At 47.0% G+C, this 23417-nt stretch carries 17 protein-coding genes and 1 rRNA gene; 8 read left to right on the top strand and 10 right to left on the bottom strand.

Annotated elements, in window-relative coordinates; genetic code table 11:
• Positions 1-193: 193 nt before the first annotated feature.
• From B853_RS15405 to B853_RS15385, 4 genes are all read right to left on the bottom strand, one after another.
• Positions 194-1747: ribosomal RNA gene (locus tag B853_RS15405) — 16S ribosomal RNA — on the bottom strand.
• A 450-nt stretch (positions 1748-2197) separates the two neighbouring features.
• A complete protein-coding gene (hemG, locus tag B853_RS15395; protein ID WP_038885257.1) occupies positions 2198-2725 on the bottom strand; it encodes a menaquinone-dependent protoporphyrinogen IX dehydrogenase in 528 nt (175 codons plus the stop codon).
• 9 nt (positions 2726-2734) lie between these two features.
• Entirely contained in the window at positions 2735-4192 is a 1458-nt protein-coding gene (locus B853_RS15390; RefSeq protein WP_038885256.1) for a TrkH family potassium uptake protein, read from the bottom strand.
• Positions 4193-4238: 46 nt separating this feature from the next.
• Positions 4239-4862, bottom strand: coding sequence for a YigZ family protein (locus B853_RS15385; RefSeq protein WP_038885255.1), 624 nt, complete (start codon positions 4860-4862; stop codon positions 4239-4241).
• 268 nt (positions 4863-5130) lie between these two features.
• Between B853_RS15385 and fadB the strand changes: the two genes are divergently transcribed.
• From fadB to acuI, 3 genes are all read left to right on the top strand, one after another.
• Positions 5131-7302 carry a fatty acid oxidation complex subunit alpha FadB gene (fadB, locus tag B853_RS15380; protein ID WP_038885254.1) on the top strand — a complete coding sequence of 724 codons (2172 nt, stop codon included), beginning with the start codon at positions 5131-5133 and terminating at the stop codon, positions 7300-7302.
• Positions 7303-7316: 14 nt separating this feature from the next.
• Positions 7317-8492 (top strand): acetyl-CoA C-acyltransferase FadA, encoded by a 1176-nt coding sequence (gene fadA / locus B853_RS15375; protein WP_005426042.1) that lies wholly within the window; start codon positions 7317-7319, stop codon positions 8490-8492.
• Positions 8493-8758: 266 nt separating this feature from the next.
• On the top strand, positions 8759-9739 hold the full coding sequence (gene acuI / locus B853_RS15370) for an acrylyl-CoA reductase (NADPH) (RefSeq protein ID WP_038885253.1): 981 nt from the start codon (positions 8759-8761) through the stop codon (positions 9737-9739).
• Positions 9740-9812: 73 nt separating this feature from the next.
• Here acuI and B853_RS15365 read toward each other — a convergent pair whose 3' ends face one another.
• Positions 9813-10754 carry a LysR family transcriptional regulator gene (locus B853_RS15365; protein WP_009708063.1) on the bottom strand — a complete coding sequence of 314 codons (942 nt, stop codon included), beginning with the start codon at positions 10752-10754 and terminating at the stop codon, positions 9813-9815.
• A gap of 167 nt (positions 10755-10921) precedes the next feature.
• Complete coding sequence (locus tag B853_RS15360; protein WP_038885252.1) at positions 10922-11104, bottom strand: hypothetical protein; 183 nt, start codon at positions 11102-11104, stop codon at positions 10922-10924.
• Between the two features lie 132 nt (positions 11105-11236).
• Between B853_RS15360 and tusA the strand changes: the two genes are divergently transcribed.
• Entirely contained in the window at positions 11237-11485 is a 249-nt protein-coding gene (gene tusA, locus B853_RS15355) for a sulfurtransferase TusA (RefSeq protein WP_010444805.1), read from the top strand.
• 43 nt (positions 11486-11528) lie between these two features.
• Here the strand turns inward: tusA and B853_RS15350 are convergent, their stop codons facing one another.
• Positions 11529-11789 (bottom strand): hypothetical protein, encoded by a 261-nt coding sequence (locus B853_RS15350; RefSeq protein ID WP_038885251.1) that lies wholly within the window; start codon positions 11787-11789, stop codon positions 11529-11531.
• Between the two features lie 161 nt (positions 11790-11950).
• Entirely contained in the window at positions 11951-12505 is a 555-nt protein-coding gene (locus B853_RS15345) for a TMEM165/GDT1 family protein (protein WP_010444803.1), read from the bottom strand.
• 483 nt (positions 12506-12988) lie between these two features.
• On the opposite strand from B853_RS15345, the gene glyQ reads away from it, so the two are divergent.
• The 4 genes from glyQ (at position 12989) to B853_RS15325 (ending at position 19771) form a co-directional block, all read left to right on the top strand.
• Positions 12989-13906 carry a glycine--tRNA ligase subunit alpha gene (gene glyQ, locus B853_RS15340; RefSeq protein WP_038885249.1) on the top strand — a complete coding sequence of 306 codons (918 nt, stop codon included), beginning with the start codon at positions 12989-12991 and terminating at the stop codon, positions 13904-13906.
• Positions 13907-13919: 13 nt separating this feature from the next.
• A complete protein-coding gene (glyS, locus tag B853_RS15335; protein ID WP_038885248.1) occupies positions 13920-15986 on the top strand; it encodes a glycine--tRNA ligase subunit beta in 2067 nt (688 codons plus the stop codon).
• Positions 15987-16203: 217 nt separating this feature from the next.
• Complete coding sequence (locus B853_RS15330; RefSeq protein WP_128826912.1) at positions 16204-18288, top strand: alpha-amylase; 2085 nt, start codon at positions 16204-16206, stop codon at positions 18286-18288.
• Positions 18289-18517: 229 nt separating this feature from the next.
• Positions 18518-19771 carry a valine--pyruvate transaminase gene (locus B853_RS15325; RefSeq protein WP_038885246.1) on the top strand — a complete coding sequence of 418 codons (1254 nt, stop codon included), beginning with the start codon at positions 18518-18520 and terminating at the stop codon, positions 19769-19771.
• Positions 19772-19909: 138 nt separating this feature from the next.
• On the opposite strand, the gene B853_RS15320 is transcribed toward B853_RS15325, so the two are convergent.
• Together B853_RS15320 and gyrB are read right to left on the bottom strand one after the other, a co-directional pair.
• The gene (locus tag B853_RS15320) at positions 19910-20347 is read right to left on the bottom strand and encodes an Hsp20 family protein (protein WP_005426066.1); all 438 of its coding nucleotides are present in this window, start codon (positions 20345-20347) and stop codon (positions 19910-19912) included.
• Positions 20348-20997: 650 nt separating this feature from the next.
• Entirely contained in the window at positions 20998-23415 is a 2418-nt protein-coding gene (gene gyrB, locus B853_RS15315; protein ID WP_010444796.1) for a DNA topoisomerase (ATP-hydrolyzing) subunit B, read from the bottom strand.
• Positions 23416-23417 lie beyond the last annotated feature (2 nt).

Genomic DNA, 23417 nt, shown 5'->3' with positions numbered 1-23417 from the left:
GTAAGACAAAAGCCAAGAACACTTGAATGTGTTGTATTGGTGTTTGTCTTAAAGACAAACATTGAGAACTTTACAATCAACAATAAATTGTTGATTTGTCAGCTTTCCAAATTGTTAAAGAGCTATGTTAGCTACAAGCTTTCGCTTGTGAACTATCAATCTGTGTGGACACTCATCGTGAATAATCATCGTATAAGGAGGTGATCCAGCGCCAGGTTCCCCTAGCGCTACCTTGTTACGACTTCACCCCAGTCATGAACCACAAAGTGGTAAGCGTCCTCCCGAAGGTTAAACTACCTACTTCTTTTGCAGCCCACTCCCATGGTGTGACGGGCGGTGTGTACAAGGCCCGGGAACGTATTCACCGTGGCATTCTGATCCACGATTACTAGCGATTCCGACTTCACGGAGTCGAGTTGCAGACTCCGATCCGGACTACGACGCACTTTTTGGGATTCGCTCACTCTCGCAAGTTGGCTGCCCTCTGTATGCGCCATTGTAGCACGTGTGTAGCCCTACTCGTAAGGGCCATGATGACTTGACGTCGTCCCCACCTTCCTCCGGTTTATCACCGGCAGTCTCCCTGGAGTTCCCGACATTACTCGCTGGCAAACAAGGATAAGGGTTGCGCTCGTTGCGGGACTTAACCCAACATTTCACAACACGAGCTGACGACAGCCATGCAGCACCTGTCTCAGAGTTCCCGAAGGCACCAATCCATCTCTGGAAAGTTCTCTGGATGTCAAGAGTAGGTAAGGTTCTTCGCGTTGCATCGAATTAAACCACATGCTCCACCGCTTGTGCGGGCCCCCGTCAATTCATTTGAGTTTTAATCTTGCGACCGTACTCCCCAGGCGGTCTACTTAACGCGTTAGCTCCGAAAGCCACGGCTCAAGGCCACAACCTCCAAGTAGACATCGTTTACGGCGTGGACTACCAGGGTATCTAATCCTGTTTGCTCCCCACGCTTTCGCATCTGAGTGTCAGTATCTGTCCAGGGGGCCGCCTTCGCCACCGGTATTCCTTCAGATCTCTACGCATTTCACCGCTACACCTGAAATTCTACCCCCCCTCTACAGTACTCTAGTCTGCCAGTTTCAAATGCAATTCCGAGGTTGAGCCCCGGGCTTTCACATCTGACTTAACAAACCACCTGCATGCGCTTTACGCCCAGTAATTCCGATTAACGCTCGCACCCTCCGTATTACCGCGGCTGCTGGCACGGAGTTAGCCGGTGCTTCTTCTGTCGCTAACGTCAAATAATGCAGCTATTAACTACACTACCTTCCTCACGACTGAAAGTGCTTTACAACCCGAAGGCCTTCTTCACACACGCGGCATGGCTGCATCAGGCTTGCGCCCATTGTGCAATATTCCCCACTGCTGCCTCCCGTAGGAGTCTGGACCGTGTCTCAGTTCCAGTGTGGCTGATCATCCTCTCAGACCAGCTAGGGATCGTCGCCTTGGTGAGCCATTACCTCACCAACTAGCTAATCCCACCTAGGCATATCCTGACGCGAGAGGCCCGAAGGTCCCCCTCTTTGGCCCGTAGGCATTATGCGGTATTAGCCATCGTTTCCAATGGTTATCCCCCACATCAGGGCAATTTCCTAGGCATTACTCACCCGTCCGCCGCTCGACGCCGTTATCGTCCCCCGAAGGTTCAGATAACTCGTTTCCGCTCGACTTGCATGTGTTAGGCCTGCCGCCAGCGTTCAATCTGAGCCATGATCAAACTCTTCAATTTAAGACTTTGTTCGGCTCAATGAATACTGAACATTACATAAGTAATGTTTGAATTGACTGTGCTGAGTCTTTCGACTCAATGGTCACTTCGTTTCATTGAAACCTAATTTGATACCGAAGTATCTAATTGGATTATCATCAACGAGTGCCCACACAGATTGATAGGTCTATATTGTTAAAGAGCTTTCCTATTGAGCTTTGCTCAAATCGGACGGCCATTTTAGCGAGTTAAAGTTTAGTGTCAATCACTTTTTTCAAACTTTTTTCAAGCGTTTCCGCTTGGCTAATTGGCTTGCCAACTCAACCTCGTTTCTTTCGAAGCGTTGCCGTGTCAGCGAGGTGGCATTATAGAGATTGCGATCACATTGGCAAGCCCTTTTTGACGTTTTATTTGATTTTTTTATTGTTCGAGCAAAAATCCATCAAAGGCAGTCAAAAAAGCACGTTATTTCTACAGTTCTTTGAATTTATCTGCGAAAAGAGCCACTTTTTCCCAATTGGTGTATTCAACTTCTTTGGTTGTATCGGTTTCACCACCTGTCATCGACATAATAAACTTGATCATGGTTTTGTCGAACCAACTATAACGTGGGTAATAAAGTGCACCAGCGAACACACCTATTAACGTTGGCTTCCAAGGTGACTTAATTAGGAACTTGCGAATGTAAGCGCTGCCTTCTGGCGTATCCTTTCCTTGGTCTTCTTTACGAGCAGTAAGGTTTACGCAGAAAAACGCCACTTTACTTTGCTCTAGCTGACCTAGGTTTCGCTCAATAAACTGGTATAGCTTCTTATTAAGGTGGCCATAACGAATAGAAGCTCCAATCAGTACTCTGTCGTATAGGCTAAAATCAATCGTCTCTACATTATGTAAATCCACCAGCTCACAATCGAAGTCTGGTAGTTGCTCATCTATATAGTGGAGAATTTTTTTTGTCTGCCCTTCACGGGAAGAGTATAGAAATAACGCTTTTGCCACGATTTCCCCTTAGCTACGCCAAAACGTCGGCGTAAGTAGAATAAGTAAGGTAAAGATTTCCAAGCGGCCAAACAGCATAGAAACAATCAATACCCATTTTGCTTTGTCATTCACGTCACCAAAGTGAAGTGCCACTTCCCCCAAACCTGGGCCGAGGTTGTTTAGAGTCGCCGCCACCGCCGAGAACGCACTTAGCTCGTCCATCCCAGTTGCAATCAAACCCAACATACAAACCACAAATACCAGTGCATATGCAGAGAAGAACCCCCACACCGCATCAACGACACGTTGCGGTAGCGCACTACCACCTACTTTAATGGTGTAAACCGCACGCGGGTGAACCAAACGCTTTAGCTCACGCGCACCTTGTAAAGTCAGTAGCAAAATACGGATCACTTTCATGCCGCCGCCTGTCGAACCAGCACAGCCACCTATAAAAGAAGAGAACAATAGCAACACTGGTAAGAACAATGGCCAATCAGCAAAGCCGGTCGTTGTAAAACCTGCAGTTGTAGATATAGACACGGTTTGGAAGAGCGCTTGGTCAAAAGCGTCATATGGCGAGTCATACGAGTGGTGGTTCAATAATAATAAGAAGCACACTAAAAACAGGACAACTTGTATAAAGATGAAGGCGCGGAACTCTGGATCTTTCCAATAATATTTAGGATGCACGCCGCCAGACGCAAATGCGGCGAAGTGCAAAGAGTAGTTACATGCCGAAATCAACAAGAAGACAACGGTAATCATGTTAATCGCATAGCTATCGAAATAGCCCATGCTGGCATCGTGGGTAGAGAAACCACCAATAGCAATGGTTGAGAAGCTGTGACTAATGGCATCAAATGGCGTCATGCCCGCCAACCAAAACGCCACAGCACACGCGATGGTCAAACTTAAGTAGATGTACCACAGCGCTTTTGCTGTTTCTGCAATACGTGGAGTCATCTTAGTGTCTTTGACTGGACCCGGTATTTCAGCTCGATACAGCTGCATACCACCGATACCAAGAACAGGAAGAATCGCTACCGCCAATACGATGATACCCATACCACCAAACCACTGTAGAAGCTGGCGATAAAAGAGAATCGCTTTTGGTAGTTCGTCCAGTCCGACAATAACCGTCGCGCCAGTAGTCGTTAAGGCAGAGAAAGACTCAAAAAATGCATCAGTCACAGATATATTGGGATTATCTGAGATCAGAAAAGGGATAGAGCCTGCACTACCAAGTACGGTCCAGAAAAGAACCACTATAAGAAAGCCATCACGCGCTTTTAGCTCATGCTTGTGCCTGCGGTTTGGGAACCAACATATCCCACCACACAATAAAAGCACGAAGAAAGTCGTGACAAATGGTACACCGGCACCATCCCGATAGATAAGCGCTACCAGTGCTGGTGCGAGCATTGTGACACTAAAAAGCGCGAGCAATAGCCCGACGATTCGAATAATTGAACGAAATTGCATGGATTGATTGACTAGCGAAGCTGTCCCTGTGGCTTCCTATTTTTCATTATTGTCCGTCTAGTGGGGTGACAACTGCCTTTGCACCACTTTTGTTGATGATAGCTTGGGTAAACGCGCTCACTTCACGTAGCTCAATTTCCACCACTAATACCACCTGATCGCTGTATTCAGCATCCACTTCAACCGCGCCAAACTGGGGCATGAGTGACTGTGCGATAGGCATAAACCCATAGTCTAACTCTAGTCGGAGTTTTGTGGTTATTTTTTTCTCAATTGTTTGAAGCAGCTTGAGCGCTTGTTGCACACCACCACCATAAGCTTTGACCAAACCACCCGTACCAAGCTTGATGCCGCCAGAATATCGAGTAACCACCGCGGTGATCTCACCAACTCCAGAGCCAGACAGCTGAGCGAGGATCGGTTTACCAGCCGTCCCTGATGGCTCTCCATCATCACTAAAGCCCCACTTCATCGAATCTTCTGGTCGACCAGCAACAAATCCCCAGCAGTTATGCCTTGCATCAGAGTGTTTGGTTTTGATCTGCTCAACGAATGCCTTCGCAGCTTCCACGCTGGGCGTATGAGCTAAGTAAGTAATAAAGACACTCTTTTTGATCTCTTCTTCAAATTGAGTGGGCTGGGCAGGAATCAGATAAGGCAGGTCATTCATAGGATTAGGTCACTTTTCTCTTTGTTCAAAGTCTATCACGAGACGGAATTGTGAGTCGCATAAGATCTGCACCAGCGCACAATGTTAAACACTTGTTTAAAAAATGTATTGAAATTAACCAATCCGAGGTCCAAACTAACTCCACTGGTCAAACCAGAACAACAAATATAACGACTTTCCTCTATATCTATTTGTTGCCCTACAGGCGCTCAGCCCGCATCAAATCGGTATACAGACAATCCAAGATTGTATGTCATGGAGATAGACAATGATTTACCAAGCCGAAACCCTACAGGTAAAGGAAGTACAAGATGGTATTGCAGAACTAAGCTTCTGCTCTCCAAAATCCGTTAACAAGCTCGACCTAGCGACACTAGAGTCACTCGACAAAGCCCTTGATGCACTAAAAGCGCACCAAGGACTGAAGGGCTTGATGCTCACCTCAGATAAAGACGCGTTCATTGTTGGCGCTGATATCACCGAATTCTTAGGTCTTTTCGCTAAGACAGACGCTGAACTCGATCAGTGGCTGCAATTTGCTAACAGCATCTTTAACAAGCTGGAAGACTTACCGGTCCCGACTATCTCGGTACTAAAAGGTCACACGTTAGGTGGCGGTTGTGAGTGCGTGCTTGCAACTGACATGCGAATTGGTGACAAGACCACCAGCATCGGTCTGCCAGAAACAAAACTGGGTATCATGCCGGGCTTTGGTGGTTGTGTGCGTCTGCCACGTGTTATTGGCGCCGACAGTGCGATGGAAGTGATCACACAAGGCAAAGCGTGTCGTGCGGATGAGGCATTAAAGATTGGTCTTCTGGATGCGGTTGTCGACAGCGACGCACTTTACGAGTCAGCACTCAAGACACTGACCTCCGCAATCAACGAGAAGTTGGACTGGCAAGCTCGTCGTAAGCAAAAGACATCACCACTTACGCTAAGTAAGCTCGAATCAATGATGAGCTTTACCATGGCGAAGGGTCTAGTGGCACAAAAAGCAGGTCCTCACTACCCTGCACCAATGACAGCCGTTATTACTATTGAAGAAGGCGCTCGCTTTGCTCGTAACGAAGCACTCGACATTGAACGTAAGCACTTCGTAAAACTGGCTAAGTCTGAAGAAGCAAAATCACTGGTTGGTTTATTCCTCAACGACCAATACATCAAAGGGCTTGCTAAAAAATCAGCTAAGTCAGCGAGTAAAGACACGCAACGTGCAGCTGTGCTTGGTGCAGGTATCATGGGCGGCGGCATCGCTTACCAATCTGCATTAAAAGGCGTGCCGGTGTTAATGAAAGACATCGCGCAACCTTCACTCGATTTAGGCATGACTGAAGCATCTAAGCTACTGAATAAACGCTTATCTCGTGGTCGTATTGATGGCTTTAAGATGGCTGGTATTTTAGCGTCTATCACACCGAGCCTACATTACGCAGGCATCGAAGAATCAGACGTGATTGTTGAAGCCGTAGTAGAAAACCCGAAAGTAAAAGCAGCAGTTTTGAGTGAAGTCGAATCACATGTCGGTGAAGACACAGTTATCACCTCAAACACCTCGACGATTCCAATCAATCTATTAGCGAAATCGCTAAAACGTCCAGAAAACTTCTGTGGCATGCACTTCTTCAACCCAGTGCACCGCATGCCTCTTGTTGAGATCATCCGTGGTGAACATACCTCTGATGAAACCATCAATCGTGTTGTCGCCTACGCAGCGAAAATGGGCAAATCACCAATTGTCGTCAATGACTGCCCTGGGTTCTTTGTAAACCGCGTATTGTTCCCATACTTTGGTGGCTTTAGCATGCTACTTCGTGATGGCGCGGACTTTACGAAAATCGACAAAGTCATGGAACGTAAGTTTGGCTGGCCGATGGGACCTGCATACTTGCTCGATGTCGTTGGTATTGATACTGCTCACCACGCACAAGCCGTTATGGCGCAAGGTTTCCCAGAGCGTATGGGTAAACAAGGTCGTGACGCGATCGATGCACTGTTCGAAGCAAGCAAATACGGTCAGAAGAATGGCAGTGGCTTCTACAGCTACACCATAGATAGAAAAGGTAAGCCGAAGAAAACCTTCTCTGAAGAGATCTTGCCGGTGCTCGCTGACGTTTGTGCCGATAAGCAGGACTTTGACGATCAGACCATCATTCAACGTATGATGATTCCAATGATCAACGAAGTGGTACTGTGTCTACAAGAAGGCATCATTGCCACTCCACAAGAAGCGGATATGGCTCTGGTTTACGGTCTTGGTTTCCCTCCATTCCGCGGTGGCGTATTCCGCTACCTAGATAGCGTAGGTATTGCTGAGTTTGTTGCAATGGCAAAACAATACTCAGAGCTTGGTGCTATGTACCAAGTACCACAGATGCTGATTGATATGGCGGCGAAAGGTGAAAGCTTTTACGGTGCACAACAGCAAGGTTCTATCTAAGGAGGGATTCTAAAATGACTAATCAAACAAGAAATGTTGTCGTAGTCGACTGTCTACGTACGCCAATGGGTCGCTCTAAAGGTGGTGCTTTCCGTCATACTCGAGCAGAAGATCTATCTGCGCGCCTGATGAAGGGCATTCTTGCGCGTAACCCACAGGTGAACCCAAGTGAGATTGAAGATATCTACTGGGGCTGTGTACAACAAACACTAGAGCAAGGCTTTAACGTTGCTCGTAATGCAGCGCTGCTTGCTGGCCTACCAATTGAGATTGGCGCCGTGACGGTGAACCGCTTGTGTGGTTCATCAATGCAAGCGCTTCACGACGGTACACGTGCCATCATGACAGGTGACGCTGAAATCTGCCTAATTGGTGGTGTTGAGCACATGGGACACGTACCAATGAACCACGGCGTGGACTTCCACCCTGGCATGTCAAAGACAGTTGCAAAAGCAGCAGGCATGATGGGCTTAACCGCTGAAATGCTTGGTAAGCTGCATGGCATTAGCCGTGAGCAACAAGACGAGTTTGCTGCACGTTCTCATGCTCGTGCACATGCTGCAACGGTAGAGGGTCGTTTTAAAAACGAAATCCTACCAATTGAAGGGCATGCCGCTGACGGCACGCTGTTCACTCTGGATTACGATGAAGTGATTCGCCCTGAAACATCCGTTGAAGGTCTGTCTCAACTTCGTCCTGTTTTCGACCCAGCAAACGGGACAGTAACAGCGGGCACATCATCGGCACTGTCTGATGGTGCTTCCGCGATGCTGATCATGAGTGAAGAGAAAGCCAATGAACTTGGTTTGAAGATCCGCGCACGCATTAAAGGCATGGCGATTGCGGGTTGCGATCCTTCCATTATGGGTTACGGCCCTGTACCTGCGACGCAAAAAGCGCTCAAGCGAGCTGGTCTTTCAATTGAAGACATGGATGTGGTTGAGCTAAACGAAGCGTTTGCAGCGCAATCTCTACCATGTGCTAAAGACTTGGGTCTGCTTGATGTGATGGATGAGAAGGTCAACCTTAACGGTGGTGCGATTGCATTGGGTCACCCGCTTGGTTGTTCTGGCTCACGTATCTCAACCACGCTAATCAACCTTATGGAAGCGAAAGACGCGAAATACGGTCTGGCAACCATGTGTATCGGTTTAGGCCAAGGTATTGCGACGGTATTTGAACGACCATAGTTTGTTGAAGAAACACTAGGTTGTAGTGTTCAATTCAACAATCACGAGCAAATACACCAATACTGAAAAGTTTTAGGTTTACACTTAAGGGCGGCATCTGATGTCGCCCTTTGTTTTACGCCAAACATTGCTCACATGCACAAAAAGCATACATTAAATGCTCAAGTTTCATTTTATTCATAGACAAAGAAGACATACACTTAGCAGCAGTTGATATCTTGCTGCATGTGACCCAGAGTCACGCTACCGCACAATCGGAGAACCTTATGTTTAATGCTCTAGTTCTAAATCAAGAAGACAAACGTACTATCGCTAACATCGAGCAAATCGATGAAACACAATTGCCTGAAGGCGACGTTCTGATTGACGTTGATTACTCATCGTTGAACTACAAAGACGGCCTTGCGATCACAGGTAAAGGTAAAATCATCCGTAACTTCCCGATGGTGCCGGGTATTGACCTAGCAGGTACGGTAGTAAGCTCAGAAGACGAGCGCTACCAAGCAGGCGACAAAGTTGTTCTTACTGGTTGGGGTGTAGGTGAAAACCATTGGGGCGGTATGTCTCAACGTGCTCGTCTAAAAGCGGATTGGCTAGTACCACTACCAAAAGGTCTGGACAGCAAGAAAGCAATGATGGTGGGTACTGCTGGCTTCACTGGCATGCTATGTGTTCAAGCACTGCTTGATGCAGGCATCAAACCTGAAAATGGCGAAATCCTAGTAACTGGCGCAAGTGGCGGTGTAGGCTCAGTAGCCGTAACGCTTCTAGCACAGCTTGGCTACAAAGTGGCAGCCGTGACAGGTCGTGTTGAACAAAATGGTCCGCTACTGGAAAAGCTAGGTGCTAGTCGCATCATCGACCGTATTGAATTTGAAGAGCCAGCACGTCCGCTTGAAAAACAAGTATGGGCAGGTGCCGTTGATACTGTAGGCAGCAAAGTACTAGCAAAAGTATTGGCGCAAATGGATTACAACAGTGCCGTTGCGGCTTGTGGTCTTGCAGGTGGCTTCGATCTACCAACCACAGTGATGCCATTCATTCTACGTAACGTTCGTCTACAAGGTGTGGATTCTGTTTCATGCCCATTTGAAAAACGTACTGCAGCATGGGAAAAATTGGTTGAGCTACTACCAGACAGCTACTTCGAACAAGCTTGTACTGAGGTAGAGCTAGCAGAAGCACCAAAATACGCTGAAGACATCACAAACGGTCAAGTGACTGGTCGTGTGGTTATCAAGCTATAAGCGTTAACTCTTTAATAGAATAAACAAAGCCGGGTCATCACTCGGCTTTTTGCTATTTGGATTTTAGGAAAAGTTAGTCCAATCCCATATCTTCAATTCGTTTGGCAATAAGACGGCTACATTCTTCACGAACCACGGCACGCAACCATTCTTGAGCGGGAGAGTGCTCGCAACGCGCATGCCAAATCATCGAATATTCAAACGGCGTGAATTGGAATGGTAATGGCTTCACAACTAAGTCATAGCGATCAGCAACCAAGTACGCTAAATCGGCCGGTACGGTAATGATAATTGGCAGAGTATCGACAATCGCCAGCGCCGCTTCCAAGTGATAAGCACGCAATACCATCTGACGTTGCGGTTTCTCCACCAGCGCTTGCTCAATCAGCGCTTTAACCCCATCACTGATGGCAATCATGGCATGCGGATGACTAAGATAATCATCCAGACTCATCTCTTTATCGGCTAATGGATGTTGCTTGGAGAGCATACATAACACACCGACTCGTCCTAACACTTCACTGCGTAGTGGCTCCACAGGACCTGTAGGGCGACAAATAGCTAAGTCCGCGCCTTCATATGTTAATTGATCAGACAAGCGGTCGTGTTGCAATGGCAAGAAGTTAAACGACACGTTCGGTGCTTCTTGATAAATACGTGGCAGAGCGAAGGGCAGAATGGTTTGCATCGCGTAGTCAGTCGTGGCGATATTAAACGTCTGATCGCAACTGCGTGGATCAAACTCACGTGGAGACAGCAATTGGCGTAGTGACTCCAAAGGCTCACCCAAAGAGCGATCAATTTCTAACGCTTTCTGGGTTGGGATCAAGTGCTGACCTTGGCGCGTAAACAGTGGGTCACCAAGCAGATCACGTAAACGCCCTAGCACACGACTCATAGCCGATTGGCTCAAATTCAAACGAGTGGCGGCTTTACTGACGCTGCTCTCTTCAATCAACACACGTAGTGCAACCAATAAGTTCAGATCTCTACGGTAGATGTCTTCTAATTCCACGATTTGCCACTTACCATGTTGGGGATTTAGATAAATTGTACTCTTCAGGCAAAAAAAATCCCGCCTTTCAGCGGGGAAGCCCAAGAAAAATGGGGATAGTGTCGGAATGAAGTGTCGTAAAACTTGGTGAGCGGTATATCAATGGGTTCCGATTACAGCAAGAAGCGCTAATTTTCTTGCTCAGATGCACCTGACCATTTGTGCATCTCAATCCAAATCCCAATAATGGTTGCACTCATGCCTAAAAGAGGCATCAATGAGGTTTCAGCTGGCGTTCGAAGCACTAATGCACAAAACGAGATGAAACATGAAACCGAATAGATGGTTAGTCTGTCTAACGCTGTTAACATCGTCTCTCCTTGCCAGTTGTTACCAAATTGTTAATTTAAGGTAAAACAAAAAAATTACTTTGCCAAGTGGTTATTGAATATTTTTTCAACGAAAGTAAAATTCACCGCTAAGTTAGTTACGAGAATCACATTATGAGTTTTAATCCTGAACTGGCGACCAAGACATTAGAGGCGGAAGGATTACGCTGCCCAGAGCCAGTAATGATGGTCAGGAAGACAATTCGAAACATGCAAGATGGTGAGGTATTGCTGGTAAAGGCAGACGACCCATCCACGACTCGAGATATCCCAAGTTTCTGTCGATTTATGGACCACCAGTTGGTTGCAGCGCAAACAGAACAGCTTCCATACCAATATCTAATTAAGAAAGGTTTGGAATAATCTCAGCAAGATCAAAAACGGCAGCCCAAAGGCTGCCGTTTGTTTATTCATCGTATTCTAGTGTGCGAAGTTCAGATTGTAGCTTATTTAATTGTTTTCTCATTGCACGCATCTCTTCGTGCATAGGAATAATATGCGCGACCCGAATCCATGCTTCTACCGTTAAGCCGGTAAGAATGAAGGTCCCTGCCACAATCGGCAACCACATATCAGTCAGCACCATCGCCAACAAGCACAGCGCCAAACCAAAGGTGAATAAATAACTCTGACTCTTTGGGGACATCCCCATATAACGTGTAAGCATAAACTTGCCCTCTCGCCATCATTCACACCATTAAAGTACCATGACAAGTATGGCCACTAATATGTCACCCGTCACGGTCTTGAATGATTTTGAGCCAGAGTTTGAACTCGCGCATTACTTCACTAGTTATTGATAATTCAGACCATTTTATGTGCAATGAATCAGAACAATGCCGCTCCGATGGCTAGCGCGATAAACAGGAATGCGGTCACCTTACGAATCAACCCTAAAGGCATCTTATCCGCCGAGAGTTTGCCGATTAAAACCACAGGAACGTTGGCAAGCAGCATACCGATCGTGGTACCAAGAATCACCCAACTCAATGCATCTGCGTATTGCGCACCCAAGATAGAAGTGGCGATCTGAGTTTTGTCGCCAATCTCCGCAACGAAGAAAGCAATAAAACTCGCAATGAATGGGCCTCGGTTAGAGATCTGCTCGTCATCATCTAACTTATCAGGGATCAGTACCCAAGCCGCCATAGCGACAAAACTGACCACTAGCACCCACTTAAGGACTTCTGGTGAAAGGTAATCGGCCACAACCACACCTAACCATGCAGCCAAAGCGTGGTTGGCAATCGTTGCCAAAAAGATTGCTGCAATAATTGGGATTGGCTTGCGGTAACGACTGGCAAGCAATAGAGATAGCAATTGGGTCTTATCGCCAATTTCTGCTAACGCTACAGTAGTAATTGAAATAGCTAAAACGCTCACGACATGCTCATTGGGGCGGGATAATTATTTTTAACCATAGACAAACCTCACGCCCCACCCCGGTTCGTGATGATTTGTCTAAGGTCTTGCTAAACCCATCAGGCTGATGAGTCTCGAGCGCCATGGTGATTTTGCACCAATTATGTTGACGAACGAACCGGATGAAACAGACATTTCATCGAGTAAGCTACTCCCCAAAGACAGGCGCAATTCTAGCCATGTTTCCCCACCACCTCAAGAGTGAAAGCCAGCGAAAACTCCCTTTTAGGAAAAATTCAGCAGATAAAGCGGTAAAAATCCATTAAAGGAGAAAATTGCCCACGAATTAATCAAGATTAGCTCTACTCCCATGCTCAATATCTGGGTATACTTGATCGTTATTTTATTCAACCGTCATTACTTTGAATCCTCACTGTTGAGGCTAGAAAACCCAACAATAGAGATGACTTCACAAGTAATAAGAGAATCGCGCGAACCTGACTTATGCAAAAATACGATATCAAAACCTTCCAGGGAATGATCCTCGCGCTGCAGGATTATTGGGCTCAAAATGGTTGCACCATTGTTCAACCGCTAGATATGGAAGTAGGTGCGGGTACCTCTCACCCAATGACATGTCTACGAGCACTTGGCCCAGAGCCAATGTCTACAGCTTACGTACAACCTTCACGTCGTCCTACTGATGGTCGTTACGGTGAAAACCCTAACCGCCTTCAGCACTACTACCAATTCCAAGTAGCGCTAAAACCATCGCCAGACAATATTCAAGAGTTGTACTTAGGTTCTCTAGAAGTACTTGGTATTGACCCACTTGTACACGACATCCGTTTCGTAGAAGACAACTGGGAAAACCCAACACTAGGCGCATGGGGTCTAGGCTGGGAAGTTTGGCTAAACGGCATGGAAGTTACTCAGTTCACTTACTTCCAGCAAGTTGGCGGCCTTGAGTGTAAACCAGTAACAGGTGAGATCACTTACGGTATCGAACGTCTAGCAATGTACATCCAAGAAGTAGATTCGGTTTACGATCTTACTTGGAACATCGCACCAGATGGCAGCAAAGTGACTTACGGTGATATCTTCCACCAAAACGAAGTAGAGCAATCGACTTACAACTTTGAACATGCTGACGTTGAATTCCTATTCAGCTTCTTTGAGCAATGTGAAAAAGAGTGTAAAGAGCTGCTTGAGCTTGAAAAGCCACTGCCACTACCAGCTTACGAGCGCATCCTTAAAGCAGGTCACGCATTCAACTTACTAGACGCACGTAAAGCGATCTCAGTAACTGAACGTCAACGTTACATCCTGCGCATCCGCAACCTGACGAAAGCAGTTGCAGAAGCATACTACGCATCGCGTGAAGCTCTTGGCTTCCCAATGTGTAAGAAAGAACAAGCGTAAGGGGTAGAGTAACATGGCAAAAGAATTTCTAATCGAGCTAGGTACAGAAGAGCTACCACCAACGCAACTTCGCACTCTAGCTGAAGCATTCGCAGCAAACTTCGAAGCAGAACTAAAAGGCGCTGAGCTTGCTCACGAAGGCGTAAAATGGTTCGCGGCACCTCGTCGTCTTGCATTAAAAGTAGCAGCACTAGCAGACAGCCAGTCTGACAAAGTTGTTGAAAAACGTGGTCCTGCGGTTTCTGCAGCGTTTGACGCAGAAGGCAACCCAACAAAAGCGGCTCAAGGCTGGGCACGCGGTTGTGGCATCACTGTTGACCAAGCAGAGCGCATGGTAACAGACAAAGGTGAATGGCTACTGTTCAAACAAGAAGTGAAAGGTCAGCCAACATCTGACATCGTAGTTGAACTTGCAGCGAAAGCACTAGCAAACCTACCTATCGCAAAACCAATGCGTTGGGGTAATAAAACGACTCAGTTTATCCGTCCAGTTAAGACGCTAACCATGCTAATGGGCAGCGACCTAATCGAAGGCGAGATCCTTGGTGTCGCTTCTCACCGCACTATCCGTGGTCACCGCTTCATGGGTGAGCAAGAGTTCACTATCGATTCTGCTGAGCAATACCCTGCGATCCTAGAAGAGCGCGGCAAAGTAATGGCAGATTACGAAGCGCGTAAAGCAATCATCCTAGCTGACGCACAAAAAGCGGCAGCAGCGGTTGGCGGTATCGCTGATCTAGAAGATGACCTAGTAGAAGAAGTTACATCTCTGGTTGAATGGCCAGTAGTACTAACAGCGAAGTTTGAAGAAGAGTTCCTAAAAGTGCCTTCTGAAGCTTTGGTTTACACCATGAAAGGTGACCAGAAGTACTTCCCTGTTTATGACGAAAACAAGAAGCTACTACCTAACTTCATCTTCGTATCGAACATCGAATCAAAAGAGCCTCGTTACGTAATCGAAGGTAACGAGAAAGTGGTTCGTCCTCGTCTTGCTGACGCAGAGTTCTTCTTCAACACAGACCGTAAGCGTCCACTTATCGACCGTCTGCCTGAACTAGAGCAAGCGATCTTCCAAAAGCAACTGGGTACGATCAAAGACAAAACAGACCGCATCACTGCACTAGCTGGCTACATTGCAAAACAGATTGATGCTGATGTAGAAAAAGCGACACGTGCTGGTCTACTAGCGAAATGTGACCTAATGACCTCTATGGTATTCGAATTTACGGATACACAAGGTGTAATGGGCATGCATTACGCGAAGCACGACGGTGAAGATGAGCAAGTTGCTTTAGCGCTTTACGAGCAATACATGCCTCGTTTTGCTGGTGACCAACTACCAAGCACAAACATCTCTTCAGCAGTTGCAATGGCAGATAAGCTAGACACTATCGTTGGTATCTTCGGTATTGGTCAAGCACCTAAGGGCTCGGATCCATTCGCACTGCGTCGTGCATCACTAGGTGTACTGCGTATTATCGTTGAGAATGGCTACAACCTAGACCTTGTCGATCTAATCCGCGAATCGAAAGTCCAGTTTGGTAACAAACTTACTAACGAGAATGTTGAGCAAGACGTGATTGATTTCATGCTAGGTCGTTTCAACGCATGGTACAAAGACGAAGGTTTCAGCGTAGACATCATTCAAGCAGTACTGGCGCGTCGTCCGACTAAACCAGCAGACTTCGACCAACGTGTTAAAGCGGTATCTCACTTCCGTGAACTGGAAGCGGCAGAGTCTCTAGCAGCAGCGAACAAGCGTGTTGGTAACATCCTAGCGAAATTCGACGGCGAACTAGCAGCAGACATCGATCTAGCACTTCTACAAGAAGACGCAGAGAAAGCACTAGCAGAAAGCGTTGAAGTAATGACAGAAGCGCTAGAGCCAGCGTTTGCAACTGGTAACTACCAAGAAGCGCTAAGCAAGCTAGCTGACCTACGTGAACCAGTTGATGCGTTCTTTGATAACGTAATGGTAATGGCAGACGACGAAGCACTTAAGAAGAACCGTCTGACTCTACTAAACAACCTGCGTAACCTGTTCCTACAGATCGCAGATATTTCTTTGCTTCAAAAGTAATTCATTACTCTTCGAAGTGATTAAGAAATAAGTAAAAGGGAAGCAGATGCTTCCCTTTTTTGTTGCCTTCAAACTGATGTGAGCGGCATTTATTATTCATTTTGTGAACAATACGAAAATTTGTAGGGTGAGAGGCATTTAACTTCTCGGTGCAGAGCTCGGATTGTAGAGGCACTGTTTTGCTATAACTGGGCTGTTTATTCGGGGGAAGGACACAATGAAAAAAACAATTCTCGCACTCTCTATTGGTCTACTGAGCGCCTGCAGCCAGATTCCAGAAAATGCCATCGTATTAAGTGTTGGTGACGACACTACCGTATTCGAACAAAGCTCTGAAGGACTACTTATCGCAGAGCAAAAACTGGAAAAAGGTAGCTACACCTTTACCATTGCCGACAGCAAACAGAGCTGTGGCAGTAGCTTTGCCCTAGCAGAAGAAAGCCGCATCAAATTCAATCGTCCATTAAAAATGGATAACTGCGCCACTGATGCACAAATGCCGCTGCGCATCTTCAAAGCCAATACCTATCAATTTACGCTCAATCCAACCACCAATGAGCTGACGGTAAAAATCAAACCAAAGCAGAGTCAGGACATCACCTACTCTTGCCCTGTCGCAACTGACGCGCCAAAAACCATCAACGTTGCTCAAACCTTTAATGATGGCACTGTCGTTCGTGATGCCTTAACCGGACAAGAATCCACAGTCGCCAATGGCAGCGTCACCATGCAGCCGGGTCCTATGAGCCAAGGTCTATTGCTCCTAGAAGAAGTTGAACAGCAAGCCGATAAACCGTTCAGCTGGGATAACGCGACGGTGTACTTCGTCATGACCGACCGCTTCTACAATGGCAACCCAGACAACGACAACAGCTACGGTCGCAGCAAAGACGGCAAATACGAGATTGGTACCTTCCACGGTGGAGACTTAGCGGGTCTGACGAAAAAACTCGATTACATCGAATCTCTTGGTGTGAACGCCATTTGGATAACCTCACCACTGGAACAAATCCATGGTTGGGTTGGCGGCGGCGATAAAGGCGACTTTAAACACTACGGCTACCACGGTTACTACCATCAAGATTGGACCAAACTCGATGCCAACATGGGTACCGAAGATGAACTAAAAACCTTTGTCGATACCGCGCATAAGAAAGGCATTCGCGTGATTTGGGATGTGGTCATGAACCACACTGGCTACGCGACATTAGCAGACATGCAGGAGTTCGGATTTGGTCAGCTTTACCTTGATGACCAAGAAGCCAAAGAAATCCTTGGTGAGAAATGGACCGACTGGCAGCCAAAATCGGGACAAAGCTGGCACAGCTTCAACGATTACATCAAATACGGTGATAGCGAAGCGTGGGAAAAGTGGTGGGGCAAAGATTGGCTTCGCACCGACATTGGCGATTACGATGCTCCGGGATACAACGACATCACCATGTCTTTGAACTACTTACCGGATCTCAAAACCGAATCAACTCAGAAAACCGGACTACCAAACTTCTTCCGCAATAAAGACACCAATGCGCAAGATGAACTGCAAACCCCGCGTGAGCATCTGATTACGTGGTTATCCGACTGGGTACGTGACTATGGCATTGATGGCTTCCGCGTCGACACCGCTAAACACGTTGAAATGGAAGCGTGGGCAGAGTTGAAAGCCAGCACCACTCAAGCGCTTGCCCAGTGGAAGCAAAACAATCCAGACAAAGCACTAGATGACCTGCCATTTTGGATGACAGGTGAAGTATGGGCACACAGCGTGGTGAAGAGCCCGTATTTCGATAACGGCTTCGATTCCATCATCAACTTCGAGTTCCAATCTGATGTCGCACCAAAAGCACTGAAGTGTTTTGCTCAGCTTGATGGAGACTACCGCCGCTATGCAGAACGCATCAACAGCGACACTGAGTTCAATGTGTTGAGCTACCTGTCTTCACACGATACTCAACTTTTCTGGGCGGCACGCAGCCGCAGTTTTGATGACCAAGCACGTGCAGCAAATGCTCTGATGCTGGCTCCGGGTGCAGTACAGATCTATTACGGTGATGAGATAGCTCGTGATTTTGGCATTACTGGTTCAGACGCCCACCAAGGCACTCGCTCTGATATGCCATGGGATAAGATTAATGGCGAGCGTGAAGACTTACTGCAGCATTGGCAAAAGTTGGGGGATTTCCGTAAACGCCACCCAGCGGTTGCTCAAGGCAAGCACATCACTCGCAATCAAGAAGGTTACTACGCATTCGAACGCCAATACCAAGACGACAAGGTGCTGATTGTTTACACCGGTGAGTAAGCCACACTATCTCCACCAGCAAGGGAAGCATAAGCTTCCCTTTTTTATTGCTCTTTTTGCCTTTTTATCTCGTACCTCTGGTCTGATGACACACTTTTTTCTTTTTCGGCTTAATTCACACTTTGCGTTAATTACGCATTGAGGTAAGGTCAAGGATTACTCGATAAGCCGATAAAACATCGGCACAAACATACACAAAGCAATCACAATGAATTAGGTATAACGACAAATGCAGTTCTCAAAGTTTGGTGAAAAATTTAATCAGTATTCAGGTATCACGCAGTTAATGGACGATTTGAATGATGGTCTGCGCACACCAGGTGCCATCATGCTCGGTGGAGGCAACCCAGCCGCCATTCCTGCCATGCTCGATTACTTTCGCCAAGCCAGTGAGGAAATGCTCGCCAGTGGGGAGCTCGTCGCCGCCCTCGCCAACTACGATGGTCCGCAGGGCAAAGACGCGTTCGTTAAAGCGCTGGCTCAGTTATTCCGTGAAACTTACGGCTGGGATATTTCCGAGAAAAACATCAGCCTAACTAACGGCAGCCAAAGTGGCTTTTTCTACTTGTTCAACTTGTTGGCAGGTAAACAGCCAGACGGTTCGCACAAGAAAGTGCTACTGCCTATCGCGCCTGAGTACATCGGTTATGGTGATGCAGGCATTGATGAAGATATCTTTGTCTCTTACCACCCAGAAATCGAGCTGTTGGATAACGGTCTGTTTAAATACCACGTCGATTTTGAGCAGCTAAAAGTTGATGACTCTGTTGCGGCAATCTGCGCGTCTCGCCCAACCAACCCAACGGGTAACGTACTGACAGACGAAGAAGTACGTAAGCTGGACAAGCTAGCACGTGAGAACAACATTCCGCTGATCATCGATAACGCCTACGGTCTGCCGTTCCCAAATATCATTTTTGAAGATGTCGAACCGTTCTGGAATGAAAACACCATCCTGTGCATGAGCTTATCTAAACTTGGTTTACCAGGCGTGCGCTGTGGCATTGTGATTGCGAGTGAAGAAATCACGCAAGCGTTAACCAATATGAACGGCATCATCAGCTTAGCTCCGGGCAGTGTTGGTCCAGCGCTGGCAAACCACATCATTGGTAAAGGTGATCTGCTTAAACTGAGTTCAGAGGTGATTAAGCCGTTCTATAAGCAGAAGTCGCAACGTGCGGTCGAACTGCTCCAAGAAGCGATTACCGATGAGCGCTTTCGTATTCACAAACCGGAAGGCGCGATCTTCTTGTGGCTATGGTTTGATGAACTGCCAATTACGACAATGGAACTGTACCAACGCTTGAAAGCGCGTGGGGTCTTGATTGTTCCGGGTGAATACTTCTTTATTGGTCAGAAGGACGAGTGGGATCATGCGCACCAATGCTTGCGTATGAACTACGTTCAAGACGACGAGATGATGCAAAAAGGCATTGCGATTATCGCTGAAGAAGTGGAAAAGGCTTACCGCGAAGGTAAATAGACCGATTGAACTCAGCCGCTTATCTTTGAATTGCGGCCTTGCAATAGTGGCTTTGAAAGTCCCAAACTAAAAAGAGCGCCCATATGGCGCTCTTTCTCATTCTATAACCGGGTGGTTAACTGAAGTGTCATTAGCTGACTAGCTGTTTTCAATCAGGTTGTTGCCACCGATAGCAATCTTACGCGGTTGCATTGCTTCTGGAATTTCACGAACTAAATCGATATGAAGTAGACCGTTTTCCATTGATGCACCAACGACTTTTACGTAATCCGCAAGTTGGAATTTACGTTCAAAATCGCGCTCCGCAATACCTTGGTAAACGTAGTTTTTACCTTCTTCTGCTTTACGCTCGCCCTTCACAATCAACATGTTTTCGTTTTGAGTCAAATCGAGCTGATCTTCAGCAAAACCTGCGACTGCCATAGTAATACGGTAGTTGTGCTCGTCTTTTTGCTCGATGTTGTATGGAGGGTAACCGCCAGAAGTGTTCTTCGCAGAGCTTGCTTCCATCAGGTTGAACAGACGGTCGAAGCCAATTGCATTACGGTATAGTGGTGAGAAATCTACATTACGCATAATCTATCCTCTTTTAAGCAATAGTCTTAGCCCAGATGAAGGTCATCCACGTGGCGCATTTATGCAAGAAAACGCCGAACTAAGGGATCCGATGATTCATTCCTCTGACCTACTGTTTAGGTGCGGGGACATGATGTCGAATCTAGGGTCAAGTTGTGTGCTAAAACTGAGTATCCTCTCCTGAGCGATCTCGTTTAGCGATTCCAGAGGCGCTGTTCTTCTCTTGTTGAGCAAGCTAGCCATCCCTCTTCATAACTAGATATAAGGTCGAAAAATGGGCTTTCAAGGGATCCAGTGAAAATATTTTTAGATCCCCGACTCGGTCGTTCCTCCCTCTCGAGGATGACGCCCTAACATACTGATAATGAAAAGCGACACTTACACCCACTCTTCCCATAAACGTAGAGTTTCAAAGCCAAGCCTCCCCGTCTCCACAGGGCGCAGCCCATTCTCGTTTCTTTTATCTGGTTTCTCTCACTCAATAAAAAAGCACCACCCGAAGGCAGTGCTTTTAAAATTCTATCAAAAGAAATTTAGATTCGTTTTTCCGCAGGGGGATATGCTTAGTTCTAGGAGAAGGCGCGCAGCATACAAGTGTATGTGAGCACCTTCGACAACGAAATCAGCATATCCAGCAAAGGAAAAATAGTCTAAACGTCTAGGTTTGCTACTTTCAGCGCGTTCTCTTCGATGAAGTTACGACGCGGCTCAACTTGGTCACCCATTAGCGTTGTGAACAATTGGTCTGCGCCTACCGCATCTTCAATGGTTACTTGCATCATGCGACGTGTCTCAGGGTCCATTGTTGTTTCCCAAAGCTGATCTGGGTTCATCTCACCTAGACCTTTGTAGCGCTGTAGGCTTAGACCACGACGCGACTCTTTGATTAGCCACTCAAGTGCCGATGCAAAGCTTGATACTGGCTGAGTACGCTCACCACGCTTGATGTAAGCGCCTTCTTCTAGCAGACCGTCTAGCGCTTCAGATAGATCCGCTAGCTTGCCGTACTCTTTCGAGTTCAGTAGGTCGATGCTTAGTGCGTAGTTGTGCGTCACACCGTGAGTACGTACGATGATCTTAGGTAGGTTTAGACCTAGCTCTTCGTGTTGCTCAACTTCGAAGCTGTATTGGCTTGCGCCTACTTCTTTCGCGTTTAGCTGTTCAACTAGCTGTTTTGTCCACGCTTCTACTGCTGCTGCATCGTGACATTGCTCTGCCGTTAGACGCGGCGTGTAGATTAGCTCATGAACTAGCGCGCTTGGGTAACGACGGCTCATACGATCCGCCAGTTTGATACCTGCGTTGTATTGCTGAACTAGCTTCTCTAACGCTTCACCTGCCAATGCTGGCGCTTCTGCGTTTACGTGTAGTGACGCGTTATCAAGAGCCAAAGCAACTTGGTATTGGTTCATCGCGTCTTCATCTTTGATGTACTGCTCTTGCTTACCTTTCTTCACTTTGTAAAGTGGTGGCTGAGCGATGTACACGTAGCCACGCTCGATAAGCTCTGGCATTTGACGGTAGAAGAAGGTCAACAGTAGCGTACGGATGTGCGAACCATCGACGTCAGCATCGGTCATGATGATGATGTTGTGGTAACGCAGTTTGTCCGGGTTGTACTCGTCACGGCCGATACCACAACCTAGTGCCGTGATCAGCGTTGCTACTTCTTGAGAAGAAAGCATCTTGTCGAAACGCGCTTTTTCTACGTTAAGAATCTTACCTTTTAGCGGTAGGATTGCTTGGTTCTTACGGTTACGGCCTTGTTTTGCGGAGCCGCCTGCCGAATCACCCTCCACTATGTACAGTTCAGAGAGTGCTGGATCTTTTTCCTGACAGTCTGCAAGTTTGCCTGGTAGACCTGCTAGGTCTAGCGCACCTTTACGACGAGTCATTTCACGAGCTTTACGCGCCGCTTCACGAGCACGTGCTGCATCGATGATTTTAGTACACACCATCTTAGCTTCTGTTGGGTTCTCAATTAGGAACTCAGACAGTTTTTCACCCATTGCCGACTCAACCGCAGATTTCACTTCAGATGAAACCAGTTTGTCTTTGGTTTGGCTCGAGAACTTAGGATCTGGCACTTTAACCGAAACAACCGCAGTTAGACCTTCACGAGCGTCATCACCAGAAGTTGCCGTTTTCGCTTTCTTAGAGAAACCTTCTTTGTCCATAAAGGTGTTCAGTGTACGCGTTAACGCCGCACGGAAACCAGCAAGGTGAGTACCACCATCGCGTTGTGGAATGTTGTTGGTAAAACAGTAGATGTTCTCTTGGAAGCCATCGTTCCATTGCATTGCTACTTCTACGGCAATGCCATCTTCACGTTCAAAATCGAAGTGGAAGATTTTCTCAATGATCGGTGTTTTGTTGGTGTTTAGGTGCTCAACGAACGCTTGAATACCACCTTCAAACATGAAGTGGTCGCTCTTGTCTGCTTCACGCTCATCAACCAGCTTGATAGAAACACCTGAGTTTAGGAAAGAAAGCTCACGTAGACGTTTTGCTAGGATATCGTAATGGAATTCGATATTTGTGAAGGTTTCAGCACTTGGCCAAAAGCGGATTTGTGTACCCGTTTGCTCAGTGTCACCTACTACCGCTAGTGGCGCTTGAGGCTCACCGTGGTGGTAAGTTTGCGTATGGATATGACCACCGCGGTGGATAGTCAGAACTACTTTCTCAGACAGTGCGTTTACTACAGAAACACCTACGCCGTGCAGACCGCCTGATACTTTGTATGAGTTATCATCGAACTTACCACCAGCGTGAAGTACCGTCATGATAACTTCTGCTGCCGATACTTGCTCTTCTGGGTGCATTTCTGTTGGAATGCCACGACCATCATCCGTAACTGAAACCGAGTTATCCTCATGAATTGTCACAACGATGTCTTTACAGTGACCTGCCAACGCTTCATCAATTGAGTTATCCACCACCTCAAAGACCATGTGGTGAAGACCGGTGCCGTCGTCCGTGTCGCCGATGTACATACCTGGACGCTTACGAACCGCATCCAGACCCTTTAGTACCTTAATACTCGATGAATCGTAATTTTCAGACATGA

Source organism: Vibrio rotiferianus CAIM 577 = LMG 21460, assembly GCF_002741985.1.
GTDB classification, from domain to species: Bacteria; Pseudomonadota; Gammaproteobacteria; order Enterobacterales; family Vibrionaceae; genus Vibrio; species Vibrio rotiferianus.
This window is presented reverse-complemented; position numbering and strand designations above follow the sequence as displayed.